Raw genomic sequence first — 14622 nt, 5'->3', positions numbered from 1 at the left:
GTGGACCTTCACGGTCTGCCGGGCCGACACTTCGGGCATGACGCCGCCCGCACCCTCCCGCCCCCGCCCCTTCGGCCGCGCCCTCTGCGCCATGGTCACGCCGTTCACCGCCGACGGCGGCCTCGATCCGGACGCCGCCGCCGCGCACGCCGCGACGCTGGTCGCCGGCGGCTGCGACGGTCTGGTGCTCAGCGGCACCACCGGTGAGTCGCCGACCACCTCCGACGCGGAGAAGGCGGCCCTGGTACGCGCGGTGCGGCAGGCGGTCGGCCCGGACGTGTCGCTGGTCGCGGGCGTCGGGACGGCCGACACCCGGCATACCGTGGAGCTGGGCAGACAGGCGGAACAGGCGGGCGCCGACGGCCTGCTGGTCGTCACCCCGTACTACAGCAGGCCCCCGCAGGCCGCCGTCGAGGCGCACTTCCGGCGGGTCGCCGATTCGGCCGGGCTCCCGGTCATGCTGTACGACATCCCCGGCCGCACCGGCACCCGCATCGAGCCGGAGACGATGCTGCGGCTGGCGGAGCACCCGCGCATCGTGGCGGTGAAGGACTGTTCGTACGACCTGCTGGGGGCGACGAAGGTGATCGCCGCCACCGCGCTCGCGTACTACTCCGGCTCCGAGGAGCTGAATCTGCCGCTGTACGCGGTGGGCGGCGCGGGATACGTCAGCACGGTCGCCAATGTGGCGCCCCGTCCGCTGCGCGCCGTGCTGGACGCCTTCGACGCCGGGGACACGGCCGGGGCGGCCCGGCTGAACGGGATCCTGGCCCCGCTCACGGAGCTGATGATGGCGTCCGGGCTGCCGGGCACGGTGACCGTGAAGGCCCTGCTGGACGCGGGCCCGGTCCGCGAACCGTTGCAGCCCGCCGGGCGCGAGGCGTCCGACGGGCTGCGGAGGGCGTACGAGGAACTCCTCGCCGCTGCTGCTTAGTCGTTGCTGTGCAGGACGTCGTTGAGGCCGCCCCAGACCGCGTTGTTCGGGCGGGCCTCGACGGCGCCGCTCACCGAGTTGCGGCGGAAGAGGATGTTCGAGGCGCCGGAGAGCTCACGGGCCTTGACGACCTGGCCGTCCGGCAGGGTGACGCGGGTACCGGCGGTGACGTACAGACCGGCCTCGACGACGCACTCGTCGCCCAGCGCGATCCCGACACCGGCCTCCGCACCGACCAGGCAGCGCTCGCCGATCACGATGCGCTCCTTGCCGCCGCCGGAGAGCGTGCCCATGGTGGAGGCGCCGCCGCCGATGTCGGAGCCGTCCCCGACGACGACACCGGCGGAGATCCGGCCCTCGACCATGGAGGTGCCGAGGGTGCCGGCGTTGAAGTTGACGAAGCCCTCGTGCATGACGGTGGTGCCGGCCGCGAGGTGCGCGCCGAGCCGCACCCGGTCGGCGTCGGCGATGCGGACACCCTTCGGCGCGACGTAGTCCGTCATGCGCGGGAACTTGTCGACCGAGGTGACCTGGAGGTGCAGGCCCTCGGCGCGGGCGTTCAGCCGCACCCGCTCCAGGTCGTCCACGGCGACCGGACCCAGCGAGGTCCAGGCCACGTTGGTGAGCAGGCCGAAGAGGCCGTCCAGGTTCTGTCCGTGCGGCCGCACGAGGCGGTGCGAGAGCAGGTGCAGGCGCAGGTACGCGTCGTGCGCGTCGAGCGGCTTGTCGTCGAGCGAGGCGATGACCGTGCGGACGGCGACGACCTCGACCCCGCGGCGGGCGTCCACACCGATGGCCTTGGCGGCGCCCTCGCCGAGCAGGTTGACGGCACGGTCGGGGGTGAGCCGCTCGGTTCCGGCCGGTCCCGGCTCGGCGGTGAGCTCGGGTGCGGGGAACCAGGTGTCGAGAACGGAACCGTCGCCGGCGATGGTGGCGAGGCCGGCGGCGACGGCGCCGGTGGTACGGGTGGAAGTCGTGTCGGTCATGACCAGAACCTAACCGGCCGGGGGCGGCCCGGGCCAACCGGTCTCAGCGTCCGGGCGTCGCGCCGCCCGCCGTACGGGGACACCCCCGTGTCCCCCGTACGGCGATCGGCGGGCGAGACGTGCCGCCGGTCAGGAGCGCTTCCCCTCCCCATCGACCAGGGCGGTCTTCAGCACCGCGCTGACACCGTCCGCGGTCGGCGAGTCGAGCGAGCCCCAGCCGGCGAACCTCATGGTCTGCGCGTCCAGCAGGAACAGGTCACGCTCCCCCGGGTAGCGGATTCCGATGACCGGCCGGTTCAGCGCGTCCTGGGTCTGCACCGCCTTGAGGCCGGGCACGGTGGCCATCGCCCGGTAGACCTCGGCAAGCCCCTTCGGGTCGGCGGGGTAGGACATCGCCAGCATCGACAGCGCCCCGAAGTCGTGCCGGGCGACGGACTCGCCGTCGCCCGGGTAGAAGGCGCGGGCCCGCTCCTTCACCTGGGCCGGGTCGGACGGCAGCGCCGCCAGCAGCTGGAACCGCTCACGGGCCGAGTGGTCGTCGCCCGAGCGCCAGTTCTCGAACTCCGGGTCCGCGTACCGGTACCAGTGCTCGGTCTCGCGGGGGCCGCCGGCCTCCTCCCCGGGGCCGTCCTCCTGCGCCCGGATCTCCAGGTCCTTGGTGTAGACCCACTGCCCCGCCCTCGGCGCCGGTACCGGATCGTCCGCGACCTCACCGGCCGCGTCCCGCAGCACCTGCGCGGCGCTGCCCAGCTGGAACACGGTGGAGGGCGCCGCCCCCTGCTGCGCACCCTCTTCACCGCCGATGAACTGGGTGCCGATGAGGGCTCCCATGACGACCGCCGCCGCGGTCGCCACCGCGGCCAGCCGCCAGTCGGCACGCAGCCGGCGGCTGCGCCCCGCGGCCTCGGTCAGCCGCTGCCGTCCCTCCGCCAGGGCCGCCCGGTCGGGGACGGGGGCCTCGGCGCGCAGTTCACGTACCAGCGAGATCTCATCCGTGTCCATGAGCCACCTCCAGGGTTTCGGTAACGACTGTGGGATCGGAGCCCATGGCCCGGCGCACTTTGCGACGGGCCCGGTTGAGCCGGGAGCGGACCGTGCCGACGGGCACGGAGAGCGCGTCGGCCACCTCCTGGTAGCTGAGATCGGCCCAGGCGATCAGCAGCAGTACGTTCCGGTCACCGGCGGACAGCGCGGCGAGCGCGCCGGCGAGTTGGCTGTGGGCCGCCTGGGCGCTGACCCGGTGGTCGGCGCGTTCGGTCCAGGACTCGGCCACCGGGTCGGTTCCGGTGCGGGCCAGCGCGCGCAGCGCCCTGACCTCGGTGCGGCGGTGTCTGCCGATGAGGTTGGCCGCGATGCCGTACAGCCAGGGCCGTGCGCTCTCCCGGCCGGTGTCGAAGCGGGCGCGGGAGCGGAAGGCGACGAGAAAGGTGTCGGCGGTGATGTCGTCGGCGGCTCCCTCGCCGAGCCGGCGGGCGGCGTAGCGGTGGATGTCCGCGGCGTACCGGTCGTAGAGCAGCGCGAAGGTCTCGGGCCGTTCCAGCGACTCGGTGACCACGGCCGCGTCGTCGTCTCTCGGTGGTCCGGTCACGGTGTCTCCGTCTTCTTCAGCAGTTCCGCACGAGGCGTGTCATCTGCTGTTGCCCGGAGCGGCCTTCCGGGTTCACGGGCGGAGCCGCGGGGATGGGGTCAGCTGCTGATCCGGGCCAGCATCTCCCGTGCGTACGCCTCGTCATAGACCCCGCCGGTGAGGAGGACCTGCAGACAGATCCCGTCCATCAGCGCGACCAGCGCCCGTGCCGTGGCCGGGCCGGTGCGCGGCGCCAGGAGTGCGGCGGTGTCGTCGGTCCACTCGGCGGCGACCGGGCGCAGCGCGGGCCGGCGCAGGGCGGCGAGGTAGAGCTCGTACTCCAGCTCCGCCCGGCCGCGGCCGGAGCCGAAGAACTCCCCGATCAGCCGGGCCAGTTCGGTCGCGAGATCGGTGTTCGGATCGGCGAGGGACCGGCTCTCGCGCATGAGCGTGGCGAAGTTCTCGTTCGACCGGCGCAGTGCGGCGATCAGCAGTTCGTCGAGCGAGGCGAAGTGGTACGTCGTCGAGCCGAGCGGCACATCGGCCTCGGCGGCGACGGAGCGGTGGCTGAGTCCGGCGATCCCCTGCGCGCCGACCACCCGGATCGCCGCGTCGATGATCCGCTCGCGCCGCTCGGGGTCGTACCGTCGCGCCATCAGTGCGCTCCGCCCAGATTGAGGACCACCACACCGGCGATGACCAGGGCGATACCCGCCGCCTTGACCGGGCTGCCGGACTCCCCCATGAACAGCATGCCGATGACGGCGACGGCGGCGGTTCCGATCCCGGCCCAGATCGCGTACGCCGTCCCCATCGACATCGTCTTGAGGGTCTGGGCGAGCAGCGAGAAGGCGAGCAGGTATCCGGCGACGGTGACGAGTGAGGGCCACAGCCGGGTGAATCCCTCGCTGTACTTCATGGCGGTCGTCCCGGCCACCTCCGCCGCGATGGCCGCTGCCAGCAGTCCATATCCCATGTGTACGAGTGTACGCATCGCTGCTGCGCGAGACCCGGGTTCGGGAGAACACCTGGGGCGCTACCGTGGTCCGTCCAGTACATGCCAGTTCATGATCGACTGACCGACGGAGCAGCAGTGGCGCAGGACGCGGGGTGGGGCGGCGGTGCCTACGGGGGCACGCCGTACGGAGGACCCGGGGTGCCTCCCGGCCCGGGAGGCTGGGGCGGCGGCTGGATGCCGCCGAAGCCCGGGGTGATACCCCTGGGCCCGCTGCGGCTCGGGGACGTCCTGGGCGGCGCGTTCGCCACCGTGGGCCGTTACGGCAAGCAGCTGTTCGGCGTCGGCGCCGCCGCGTACGGCGGGGCGCTGGCCGTGGTCATGGCGGCTGCGGCAATCGCGTACTCGGCCGTCGCGGACCATATGGACCGAATACTCTCGCTCGGCTCCGAGGAGAGCCCCCGCACGGAGGACTGGGTGCCGCTGGTCATCGCCTTCGGTTCGGTCGCGGTGGTGGGCCTGATCGCCGTCGCGGTCTCCACGGCCATGATGTACACGGCCGTGCCGGCGGTCCTCCAGGAGGCGGTCCTGGGCCGCCCGGCCACCTTCTCCGCCGTCTGGCGACGGGCCTGGTCGCGGATGCCGGCCGTGATCGGGACGGTCCTGCTGACCTGGCTGATCGCGATGATCCCGCTGCTGCTCGCCTGGGCCGGCTTCCTGGCCTTCGTGATCGGCATGGTCAGCATGGACGGCGGCAGCGGGCCGGTCGTCACGATCCTGATCGGCGTCCTGGGCGCCCTGGCGACGGCCCCGCTGGCGATATGGCTCTGGGTGAAGTTCAGCCTGGCCCCCTCGGCCGTCGTCTTCGAGAACCAGGGCCCGATCTCCGCGATGCGCCGCTCGTCCCTGCTGGTGCGCGGGGACTGGTGGCGGATCTTCGGGATCACCCTGCTGGCCGGCGCCATGGCGGCAGTCGCGAGCTATCTGATCCAGATACCGTTCTCGTTCCTCGGTATGTTCTCCGGGTTCGTCGGTTCGGTGAATCTGGGCGACGACCCGAATCCGGCCTCGGTCGTCGTCGCGATGAGCGGCTATGTGGTGTCGATGCTCGTCGGCCAGCTGATCAGCCAGCTGGTCGTGGCCACCTTCCCGCCGCTGGTGGCCGGGCTGTTGTACGTCGACCGCCGGATCCGCACCGAGAACCTGGGCCCGGTCCTCGCCGAGGCCGCCGCGGTGCCGCCGCAGTACTCGGCCTGACGCGGCGTCCGCCGGGTGGCGGCCGGGAGCCCCCGGCGGACGCCCCCGGTCGACGAGCACCTGGGCGGAAGGGGAGCTCTGTTCGTCACCCGCTTTGGTCTGCCGCACCGCCCTGCGGCTAGTTTGTGTGCAGGACAGGTACGCGGGCCCGTGGCGGCAGAGATGCACGGGGGACGGGAGGTCGGAAAGAGTGTCGCTGCGCGCAGGTGATCCAGCCGAGATCGGCGGTTATCCGCTGGAGGCTCGGCTCGGCTCGGGTGGCATGGGCACGGTCTTTCTGGCCCGTACGAGCTCGGGAAGACCTGTCGCGATCAAACTGATCCACCAACAGTTCGCGGGGGACGAGGAGTTCCGCATCCGCTTCCGGCAGGAGGTGGCAGCGGCAAGGCGGGTGAGCGGTGCGTTCACCGCCGCCGTGGTCGACGCCGCCCCCGAGGCCGAGCAGCCGTGGATGGCGACGACCTATATCGAGGGGCACACGCTCGCCCAGCACATCACCGCGGAAGGCCCGTTGAACGGGGCGGAGCTGCGAAGGCTCGCCATCGGGCTGGCGGAGGCGCTGCGCGACATCCACCGCGTGGGGGTCGTCCACCGCGATCTGAAGCCCTCGAACGTCGTGCTCTCCCCCGAGGGCCCGCGCGTCATCGACTTCGGCATCTCGCGTGCCACGGACCAGCAGACGCTGACCATGACGGGGCGGGTCATCGGGACGCCGCCCTTCATGTCGCCGGAACAACTCCAGGCGCCGCGTGGTGTGGGGCCACGGTCCGATGTCTTCTCGCTGGGGACGCTGCTGGTGTACACAGCGACGGGCCGCGGTCCTTTCGACGCGGACAGCCCGTATATGACGGCATATCAGGTGGTGCACGAGGAGCCGTCGCTCGATGCCGTTCCGGGGGCTCTGCGCGCGGTGGTCGAGGCGTGCCTGGCCAAGGAACCCGAGGGCCGCCCCACGGCGGACGAACTCCTCGTGCTGCTGCGGGACCTGCCCACCGACCTCGGCGGGACCGCCTCGGACGGGGCAGGCACGAGCCGCACCCGCGACATGAGCACCCAGCATCACCTCGTGACGCCTGCCGGCCCGGCCACCGGCACCCCGGGCCCGGGGAACACCGACACCTCCATCGGCCGCCGTCTGCGCCGCCGTTGGCGTCCCGTGCTCGCGGCCGCGGTCGCCGTGGCAGCGATCGGCGGCGGGGTGGCCGCGCTGGAGCCCGGCGGCCTCGGCGGGAACAGTGACGCCGAAGGCAACAGCGTCGCGGCGCCGGGTGCCGCCCTTCCGGACGGCTTCGTGCCGTGGCACACGACTGTGGCGGGTGGTCGCGCGGACATCCCCGACGAGCTGAGGTGCGTCGCGCGCGGCAATGCCCTGTTCTGCGGGGGCGGCGGTGTCGTCGCGACCCGGATCAGTGCGCTGGACGGCTCGCGGGTGTGGACGGCGAAGAGCCCCGGCGTCCCGGTCCAGGGCATGCACCTGGTGGGCGCCACCGACGACACGGTGCTCGGTTACCGCTTCGCCGACCAGGACGCCCCGCAGGGCCCTCCCAGCGAAGTGGTGGCGCTCGACGCGGGCAACGGCCGGGAGCTGTGGTCCGTACCGTCCGGCGCCCAGTCGACCGCCGTCACGGGCCGCACTCAGGACGCCGTCGTGGTCGGCTCCTCCGTCGTGACGGTCGACGCCTCCAACTCCCGCTTCGAGGCCCGGGACGCGCACAGCGGTGAGGTCACCTGGACGACGCCGTTCCCCGCGGGCACGCAGTGCGCCGCCGTCCCGGTGGGGGCGCAGCTCTTGGCGATGTGCGCGACGAATGCGGAGGTGGACGGCTCGGAGGTACGCCACCCCACCCTGTCCACGGTCGACCGCGCTTCGGGGGCACTGGGCAGGCCCATCACCGTCGACGGCCCTGCCGTACCGGCGGGCGTCGACGACGACGGCAGACTCGTACTCCTCCGGGAGCACATGGAGGGACCGGCGCTGGCCGGCTACGACGCGGTGACGCGGGTCGATCCCGCCTCGCGGAAGGTCACGCACTTCCCGCTGGCCAAGACGTACGCGGGGACGCCGGGTATGGCGGACGGCACCGTCTACGTGAGCGGGCAGACCGGTCGCATCACGGCGATCGACCCCGCGACCGGCCGGGAGAAGTGGTCGCGGCAGACGTCCGTGGAGGGCGCGTCCGGTCCTGCGGCGGGAGCCGGCGCGGTGTACTTCAGCTCGGCCACCGGCCGGGTCGTCGCGCTGTCGCCGCAGGACGGCACCTCCCTGTGGGCGACGGACCCGCAGGCGGAGGGGCTGACGGGCGAGGAGGGCGCGAGCCCGCGTGTGACCGTCGTGGGGCGTGCGTTGATCGTGGCCGCGGACAGGAACACGCTCTTCGCCTTCGACACGCAGAAGCCGCCGAAGTCGGGCTGACCCCGCGGCGCATGCTTCCGGACCGGGATGAGCCTCCCCCTCCTTTCGAGGGGGAGGCTCATCGTGTCCGTGTCAGGCGTGCGCACGACCGCCGGTCGGTCAGCCGGTGGCGCCCTGACGCCTGCGGCGACGACCGCTGCGGCGATGCCGGAGATCATCCCGGTCGGGGTGCCGGATCCGGTGTCGGCGAGGCCGCCGTCCGGGTCCGGCCTGTTCGCCGGCGGCGGGGTGTTCCCGCCAGGACCGGACGGGGCCGGGGCCGGGGCCGACGCGCCGTCACCCGGTCCGCTCGGCGCGGGACCGGGCTTCGTGGGAGTGGGGGTGGGGGGGCATGTCGTTGCCGTCGTCCGCGAACGCCGGATCGGAGACCGACATGCCGTTTCCCCACACCCCCACCTGGACGATGTCCAGATCGGCCCTCTCGGCGACCGTGACCATGTCGCTCCGCTAACGGGGGCCGAGTCTTCGATCACGTCGTCGATCGCCCCCAGGGAGCGGACGCACTCCACCGCACACTCGACGTCGTTGGGCGGGAGCTCGCCGACCGAGCCTGTGAACGGCCTCTGGAGAACGGTGAGTTCGTAACGGCTGCCACTGCCCCGGGTTTCGCGGCCGGGTGGCAGGGTCCAGAAGGCGGTGTCAGACATGCTCGTCACCGTAACGGGCCCTCCCGCCGCCCCCTTGGCGACCGCCGAATCGGCCGCCCGACGGGCGGACCGGCAGGCAGGCAGAACGACGTGGCTCAGTTCCCCTTCGGCACCTCGATGTCGTAGACCAGCGCGTACACGATGTCCCTGGCCTGGCGCAGGTCGTAGCCCGTCGCGTCCACAATCACCTTGACCGCCCGGATGGTGTCACCACCCAGCATGAACATGCGCGCGTCGTCCTGTGCCTCGGCCGGAACCGGGAGGGCACGGGCTCGCCGCGGATCCACGCTCCGCGGGAGCCTCGGCAAGCCGCCCTCTTCCTTCTTCTTTCCCCACAACACCTTGGGTCTCCCACCCCTCCCCCGTACGGCCGGTTCGTGGAGCGCATCCTACTGCGGACGGGGCGGACGATGCCGAACCCGTCGGCCCGGACGCCTGCGGGCGAACCCGTGGGGTCCGGCTCCCGGTCAGCCGTTGACGGTGAACCAGGCGGCGCGCGACTTCTTCCACTCGTCGTGGTCGAGGTCCTTGGCCTCCGTACCGTCCCCGTACAGATCGGCCGAGCCCGCGTCCGTGATCAGCCGGGCGCGTGCGCCGGTCGTGTTCAGGTCGGGGACGGCGACGACGGCCTCCCAGCCGCCCGGGTCGGTGGTCGGCAGGTCCAGGCGCTTGACCGGTGCGTGGCCCGCGATTCCGTCCCAGGAGTAGAGGGCGTACGGGTCGGAGTTGTCGTCCGCCGCCCAGGAACCGGCCACGATCAGGTACTGGTCGGCGGAGTTCTTGCGGATGTCACGGATGCTGAGGCCGCCGAGGTCCAGCTCGATCGGGGTGCCGATGACCGCCTTCGCTCCGGAACCGGCCACCTTGTCGAAGTTGGTGACGGGCACGATCAGGGCCTTGCCACCCTCCTTCGGCGGGACGAGCGGGGCCCGGAAGCCGAGGTAGGCGGTGGTCGTCGAGCCGGGTGCGAACTCCAGGCCCTCGATGTTGAACCCGTCGATCTGCTTGGGCGCTTCGCCGTCTGCGGTCCCCGCGGCAAAGCCGTAGCGGTTGCCGTTCGTCTCGTCCCAGGCGACGAGGTCGTCCCGGAGCTTCTTGTACGAGCCGCCGACGGTCAGCTGGGTCGCGGCGCCGGAGCCGCTCACCGTGGTCGTGAAGACGGTGTTGCGGTCCGCCTTGTACTCGCCGTCCTTGTTGTTGCCCAGCGAGCCCGTCCAGTAGACGGTGTTCCCTACCCGGGCCGCGCCCTCGATGTCGATCTCCTTGGAGACGCCGAGCTTGGAGGCCACGTCCCACGTCCGTACGGGCGCGCCGGAGGCGGAACCATCGTAGAGGCGCAGAGTGTTGGACTCGTCGTCGGCGACCAGCACATAGCCGTCCCCGGCGTCGACGGCGGCCGAGGCATCGGAGGAGCCGGTGAGGTAGCGGGTGTCGGCCGCGTTCTGCACAGCGGCGGAGGCCGCGAAGTGCAGCGACTTGGTGGTGGTCTTGCCGCCGAGTCCGGTGACCTTGATGGTGAGATCGGTGTAGCCGCGGGCGCGGGCGGCGACCCGGAGCTGCCGGGTGGCGCCCGTACCGGTCACCGTCACATCGCCGGTCGCGGCGACGGACGACTTGGAGCTGGCGGACGCCGCCACGCCGAGCGCCGACACATCGGCTCCGCTCTGCCCGACGGTGACCGTCACCACGGGGTCGGCAGTCGCGCCGACGGCGCCGGAGAGATAGCCCGCCGACAGGGTGATCGTCGGCGTTCCGTAGCTCGCGGCCTGCGCGGGTGCGCCGAGGCCCAGGGCGGCCAGTACCAGCGCACCTCCTGCGGCGGCGACGGTCCGGCGGTGAGGGAGGACAAGCTGATCCAGCACGGTGTGCCTCTCGTCGGCGTGGTGTCGAGGAGTAGGTTCCGATTCTCGCGCCACCGGCGGGCGGACGGCGGGGGTACGGCGGACGAACAACGGCGAACGGCAGAGGGGTTCGGAGACGTCCTCGGCCGGCGCGGTACGGACAGGGCGGACAGGGCCCCACACTTCGGGAAAATCCTCAAGGATCACGCCATGGACGACGTCCGGGGCACCGGCCCGGCTGGCGTAAACCAGCACACGCGTTTGATTGCGCTCGTCCATCCGGGAATGCTGGCGCCTGTTGGGCATCCCGGTTCGGGACGGGCCCAAGAGACAAGGGGACACGGGGACGCGGGGAGGACGCAGTGACGACTCGGGACGAGTGGGAGCAGCTCAGGGCCGGAGCGGCAACATCGTCAACGCACATGCAGTTGAACCATTATCAGGCCGATTCCGGGGGCGGTACACCCGGGGCCAACACGTCGGCGGACCTGAAGTCGAGCAAGAGGGCATGGGCCCAGGCGGGCAACGGCACCAAGGGCCTTGCTGTGCCGATCGGTTCCGCGCTGACGAAACTTGAGGACGGGCAGGCGGGGCTGGACGACACAGCCGGCTGCCGGAGCGCGGCAGCACAGCAGGAGCTGTACACCTCCTGGAACCAGTACTTAGGCAATGTGCGCAAGCGATGCACGTCCCTGGGAGCGCTTCTCGCATCTTCAGAACATGACCTGTCGAAGACGGATGAGTCCCTGAAGACCGAGCTGGACGCACTCAAGGGCAGGTACACGGACACCCAGGCCGTCGGCGGCCGGCCGAACGGGAAGTGATCCGGGCGCATGGATCTTGCGACGCTGAAAGCGCTCAAGCCGTCGGAGTTCGAGAATGCCGCGGACGCGTACCGGGCGACGGATCAGATGGCCAATGCGGCCAAGGACACCGTCGACAACCGGATCGCCGCGGGGATACGTAACCAGCTTGCAGGCGCGACTGCGGATGCCGCCCTTCGGGAGCTGGCCGCACTGTCGAAGAACTTCCAGTACATACAGACCGAGTGCGGGCTGGTGACCACCGCGCTGAACGGTTTCGCGTTCGAAATGGCTGTGGCCAAAAGGAAGCTGGAAGCGGCGATCGAGGACGCGCAGGCGGACCACTGCACCGTGCACGCAGACGGTTCGGTCGGCTTCCCGGCAGGCAGGAAGCCGGGCGAGGAGAAGGACGCTGCGGGCGGCACCGTGACCGGTAGCACCGGGGGCAGTCCGACGTCCGACGCCCTGGACCGCCAAGCGGCGAGCATCCACCCGAACCCCTACTACGGCGCGGCCATCGCCTATGCCGACCGGATAGCGGACGCCTTACAGGAAGCCACCGACGCGGACGCGAAGTGGGCACCGAAGCTCCGCGCTCTCCGAGCCGACGACGACCTCGTGGTCTCGAACCGGGACCGGGTGGACGTGAGGTCCGACCGGGGCGGGGTACTCAAGGCCGCCGACCCCTACCTGGACAGCATCAAACCCCCGCCGAAGGAAGCCACCCCCGAGGAGAGCGCGGAGTGGTGGAAGAACCTCACCCCGGAGCAGCGGGCCGACTATCTGGCCGTCCATCCGAACGCCATCGGGTCGATGAACGGGCTCCCGTCCGACGTTCGCGACGACGCGAACAGAATGGTTCTGGCCGAGACGACGGCGAGATACCAGCTGGATCTGAATGCCATTCCGAAGGAGCCGGCCAAGTACGCCCCCAATACCAACGGCAACTACCCCGCTGTCGTCATCACCCCGCAGTGGCAGCAGTGGCACGACAAATACGCGGACAAGAAGGCCAGGATCGAGGGCGTGCTGAAGGGATCGCAGGCCATCCAGGACCGCTTCGACCGTACGGGGCAGCGCGGGCTTCCCGAGGCGTACCTGCTCGGCTTCGATCCCACCGGCCTCGGGAACGGAAAGGTCATTCTCGCCAACGGGAATCCGGACACAGCTGATCACGTAGGCGTCTGGGTCCCCGGTACGAAAGCGGGACTGGAATCCGTCCGTGGGGACCTCGGTCGTGCCGAAGGACTCTGGAACGCAAGTCAGCGCCTTGCCCCCGGCCAGAACGTCTCCACCATCATGTGGCTCGACTACAACGCGCCGGACAACGTCGTTCCCCAGGCAACGCGCGGGGAGTACGCGGAAGAGGGGGGACCGCGGCTCCACGACTTCCTGGAGGGGAACAGGGTCGCGCAGCAGGCCGACGACGGCACTCGCTCACACACGACTGTCGTCGGGCACAGCTACGGAAGCACGGTCGTCGGCGTCTCGGCGCAGTCGGGAAGCTGGGACGACGCCAAGACCACCGACGACTACGTCTTCGCGGGCAGTCCCGGTGTCCAGGCCGATCATGCTGCGGACCTGGGCGTCAGAGGTGACCATGTATGGGCCATGGGCGCCGACTCCTGGGACGACCAGCTGGTCCGGCAGGGGGGCCGAGCGATGGGACTCGGTGAGAACGGGGTCATTCCCACCGACGAATCCTTCGGCGGGAAGGTCATGGCAAGCGACTCCGGCGGACACACCGGATTCTACGACGAGGGCTCTCTCAGCCTACTCAATCAGGCAGCCGTGATCGCTGGCGCATACAGCAAGGTGAAACTTGAATAGGCGATTTTCTGCACTGGTATTCAGTATCGCGGTATGCGCGCTGACGGTGGCGTGTTCAGGAAAGGAGGAGGCGGTGGAGACACGGGACAAGGACACCGTGAAAGCGGACGTCGAGAGGGCATCCAGCAGGATTCTCGAGCTGATCGACATCAAGGGGACGACCACGGAGCCGGGGGCGATGACGACGCCCTGCTCGGACGACTATTACCAGGAAGAGCCCTACTACGCAATTCACCCCTGGAGCCTCTACAAGGCACCCTTCGCCGAGCTGCAAAAAGGCATGAACCGCCTGCGGGTCGAACTCCCGAAGGACGGCTGGACGATCACGAAGGACGGCAAGGACGGCACTATCGGCAACAGTCCGCAGATCGTCGCGGAGTCCAAGGGGCGTGAAGTCATGGTCGACGTAAGACTGCACAAAGAGGTCAAGGCCGAAAAGTCCCCGCCCATGCTGGAGGTCACCGTCCAATCGCGCTGTTACCGGTCGCCGGTCACCCCGACGGCTTCGAAGGGATAGCCCGCCGGCAGCGTGACCAAAACGCCGATCGGCCCCCGGCAGGCTCGCACCGGGGGCCGATCACACGCGTACGGAAGCACTCAGACGTTGAAGCCCAGCGCGCGCAGCTGCTCGCGGCCGTCGTCGGTGATCTTGTCCGGGCCCCACGGCGGCATCCAGACCCAGTTGATCCGGAGCTCGTTGACGATGCCGTCGGTGGCGGACTTCGCCTGGTCCTCGATGACATCGGTCAGCGGGCAGGCCGCGGACGTCAGGGTCATATCGAGGGTCGCGATGTTGGCGTCGTCGATGTGGATGCCGTAGATCAGGCCCAGGTTGACGACGTCGATGCCCAGCTCGGGGTCGACGACGTCGTACAGCGCCTCGCGGACCTCCTCCTCGGAGGCCGGCTTCGTGGTGAGAGTTTCGTTGTCGCTCATGCCGTCTTCCCTTCGGACAGCGCCTTCGCCGTCGCGTCCTTCCACGCCATCCAGCTCAGCAGCGCGCACTTGACCCGGGCCGGGTACTTGGAGACACCGGCGAACGCGACCGCGTCCTCCAGCACCTCCTCCATCGCATCGTCCGGCTCCAGCTGTCCCTTGGACTGCATCAGCTCCAGGAACGCGGCCTGGATCTTCTGCGCCTCGCCCAGTTCCTTGCCGACCAGCAGTTCGTTCAGCACGGAGGCACTGGCCTGGCTGATGGAGCAGCCCTGGCCCTCGTAACTCACATCGGCGATCGTCTCGCCGTCGTAGCGCACCCGCAACGTGATCTCGTCACCGCACGTCGGATTGACGTGGTGCACCTCTGCGTCGCCGTCCCGCAGGCCGCGCCCGTGGGGGTGCTTGTAGTGGTCCAGGATCACTTCCTGGTACATGGAATCAAGCTTCACC

Annotated in this window: 16 protein-coding genes and 1 pseudogene; 6 read left to right on the top strand and 11 right to left on the bottom strand. The window is 70.5% G+C overall.

All coding sequences use genetic code 11. The annotated features are described in order from the left end of the window. Positions 1 to 37: 37 nt before the first annotated feature. A complete protein-coding gene (dapA, locus tag OG912_RS27585; protein WP_327711699.1) occupies positions 38 to 934 on the top strand; it encodes a 4-hydroxy-tetrahydrodipicolinate synthase in 897 nt (298 codons plus the stop codon). Here dapA and dapD read toward each other — a convergent pair. The 5 genes from dapD to OG912_RS27560 form a co-directional block, all read right to left on the bottom strand. Further along, positions 931 to 1920 (bottom strand): 2,3,4,5-tetrahydropyridine-2,6-dicarboxylate N-succinyltransferase, encoded by a 990-nt coding sequence (dapD, locus tag OG912_RS27580; RefSeq protein WP_326735528.1) that lies wholly within the window; start codon positions 1918 to 1920, stop codon positions 931 to 933. The genes dapA and dapD overlap by 4 nt on opposite strands. A gap of 129 nt (positions 1921 to 2049) precedes the next feature. After that, on the bottom strand, positions 2050 to 2922 hold the full coding sequence (locus OG912_RS27575; RefSeq protein WP_327711698.1) for a CU044_5270 family protein: 873 nt from the start codon (positions 2920 to 2922) through the stop codon (positions 2050 to 2052). Then, positions 2909 to 3508: an RNA polymerase sigma factor gene (locus OG912_RS27570; protein WP_327711697.1), complete on the bottom strand. Its 600-nt coding sequence runs from the start codon at positions 3506 to 3508 to the stop codon at positions 2909 to 2911. The genes OG912_RS27575 and OG912_RS27570 overlap by 14 nt, the downstream gene beginning before the upstream one ends. Before the next feature lie 98 nt (positions 3509 to 3606). After that, entirely contained in the window at positions 3607 to 4143 is a 537-nt protein-coding gene (locus OG912_RS27565; protein WP_327711696.1) for a TetR/AcrR family transcriptional regulator, read from the bottom strand. After that, positions 4143 to 4463 (bottom strand): DMT family transporter, encoded by a 321-nt coding sequence (locus OG912_RS27560; RefSeq protein ID WP_327711695.1) that lies wholly within the window; start codon positions 4461 to 4463, stop codon positions 4143 to 4145. The genes OG912_RS27565 and OG912_RS27560 overlap by 1 nt, the downstream gene beginning before the upstream one ends. An 81-nt stretch (positions 4464 to 4544) precedes the next feature. Between OG912_RS27560 and OG912_RS27555 the strand changes: the two genes are divergently transcribed. Further along, positions 4545 to 5699, top strand: coding sequence for a hypothetical protein (locus tag OG912_RS27555; RefSeq protein ID WP_443061027.1), 1155 nt, complete (start codon positions 4545 to 4547; stop codon positions 5697 to 5699). 190 nt (positions 5700 to 5889) lie between these two features. After that, positions 5890 to 8112 (top strand): serine/threonine-protein kinase, encoded by a 2223-nt coding sequence (locus tag OG912_RS27550; protein ID WP_327711694.1) that lies wholly within the window; start codon positions 5890 to 5892, stop codon positions 8110 to 8112. Between the two features lie 276 nt (positions 8113 to 8388). On the opposite strand, the gene OG912_RS27545 is transcribed toward OG912_RS27550, so the two are convergent. The 4 genes and pseudogenes from OG912_RS27545 to OG912_RS27535 all read right to left on the bottom strand — a co-directional run bounded on the left by OG912_RS27545 (position 8389) and on the right by OG912_RS27535 (position 10621). After that, entirely contained in the window at positions 8389 to 8550 is a 162-nt protein-coding gene (locus OG912_RS27545) for a DUF6333 family protein (protein ID WP_327711693.1), read from the bottom strand. A gap of 20 nt (positions 8551 to 8570) precedes the next feature. Next, positions 8571 to 8759, bottom strand: a pseudogene (locus OG912_RS40110) (DUF6333 family protein); the annotation flags it as partial. A gap of 95 nt (positions 8760 to 8854) precedes the next feature. Beyond that, complete coding sequence (locus OG912_RS27540; protein ID WP_326735533.1) at positions 8855 to 8986, bottom strand: hypothetical protein; 132 nt, start codon at positions 8984 to 8986, stop codon at positions 8855 to 8857. A gap of 240 nt (positions 8987 to 9226) precedes the next feature. Further along, positions 9227 to 10621, bottom strand: coding sequence for a hypothetical protein (locus OG912_RS27535; protein WP_327711692.1), 1395 nt, complete (start codon positions 10619 to 10621; stop codon positions 9227 to 9229). A gap of 401 nt (positions 10622 to 11022) precedes the next feature. Here OG912_RS27535 and OG912_RS27530 point away from each other — a divergent pair, with 401 nt between their 5' ends. The 3 genes from OG912_RS27530 to OG912_RS27520 all read left to right on the top strand — a co-directional run bounded on the left by OG912_RS27530 (position 11023) and on the right by OG912_RS27520 (position 13750). Beyond that, complete coding sequence (locus tag OG912_RS27530; protein WP_327711691.1) at positions 11023 to 11424, top strand: hypothetical protein; 402 nt, start codon at positions 11023 to 11025, stop codon at positions 11422 to 11424. A gap of 9 nt (positions 11425 to 11433) precedes the next feature. Then, the gene (locus OG912_RS27525) at positions 11434 to 13233 is read left to right on the top strand and encodes an alpha/beta hydrolase (protein ID WP_327711690.1); all 1800 of its coding nucleotides are present in this window, start codon (positions 11434 to 11436) and stop codon (positions 13231 to 13233) included. Between the two features lie 73 nt (positions 13234 to 13306). Beyond that, positions 13307 to 13750, top strand: coding sequence for a hypothetical protein (locus OG912_RS27520; protein WP_327711689.1), 444 nt, complete (start codon positions 13307 to 13309; stop codon positions 13748 to 13750). An 80-nt stretch (positions 13751 to 13830) separates the two neighbouring features. Here OG912_RS27520 and OG912_RS27515 read toward each other — a convergent pair whose 3' ends face one another. Further along, positions 13831 to 14169, bottom strand: a complete 339-nt coding sequence (locus OG912_RS27515) for a metal-sulfur cluster assembly factor (protein WP_093539690.1) — start codon at positions 14167 to 14169, stop codon at positions 13831 to 13833. Beyond that, positions 14166 to 14621, bottom strand: a complete 456-nt coding sequence (gene sufU / locus OG912_RS27510; RefSeq protein ID WP_024492621.1) for a Fe-S cluster assembly sulfur transfer protein SufU — start codon at positions 14619 to 14621, stop codon at positions 14166 to 14168. The genes OG912_RS27515 and sufU overlap by 4 nt, the downstream gene beginning before the upstream one ends. Position 14622 lies beyond the last annotated feature (1 nt).

The organism is Streptomyces sp. NBC_00464, from assembly GCF_036013915.1.
GTDB lineage: Bacteria > Actinomycetota > Actinomycetes > Streptomycetales > Streptomycetaceae > Streptomyces.
This window is presented reverse-complemented; position numbering and strand designations above follow the sequence as displayed.

Coding starts and splice junctions, on each gene's coding strand:
- OG912_RS27545 (WP_327711693.1), bottom strand. CDS start 8,550: ATGGTCACGGTCGCCGAGAGGGCCGATCTGGACATCGTCCAGGTGGGG.
- OG912_RS27530 (WP_327711691.1), top strand. CDS start 11,023: ATGCAGTTGAACCATTATCAGGCCGATTCCGGGGGCGGTACACCCGGG.
- OG912_RS27525 (WP_327711690.1), top strand. CDS start 11,434: ATGGATCTTGCGACGCTGAAAGCGCTCAAGCCGTCGGAGTTCGAGAAT.
- OG912_RS27565 (WP_327711696.1), bottom strand. CDS start 4,143: ATGGCGCGACGGTACGACCCCGAGCGGCGCGAGCGGATCATCGACGCG.
- OG912_RS27560 (WP_327711695.1), bottom strand. CDS start 4,463: ATGGGATATGGACTGCTGGCAGCGGCCATCGCGGCGGAGGTGGCCGGG.
- dapD (WP_326735528.1), bottom strand. CDS start 1,920: ATGACCGACACGACTTCCACCCGTACCACCGGCGCCGTCGCCGCCGGC.
- OG912_RS27555 (WP_443061027.1), top strand. CDS start 4,545: ATGCCAGTTCATGATCGACTGACCGACGGAGCAGCAGTGGCGCAGGAC.
- OG912_RS27515 (WP_093539690.1), bottom strand. CDS start 14,169: ATGAGCGACAACGAAACTCTCACCACGAAGCCGGCCTCCGAGGAGGAG.
- dapA (WP_327711699.1), top strand. CDS start 38: ATGACGCCGCCCGCACCCTCCCGCCCCCGCCCCTTCGGCCGCGCCCTC.
- OG912_RS27540 (WP_326735533.1), bottom strand. CDS start 8,986: ATGTTCATGCTGGGTGGTGACACCATCCGGGCGGTCAAGGTGATTGTG.
- OG912_RS27575 (WP_327711698.1), bottom strand. CDS start 2,922: ATGGACACGGATGAGATCTCGCTGGTACGTGAACTGCGCGCCGAGGCC.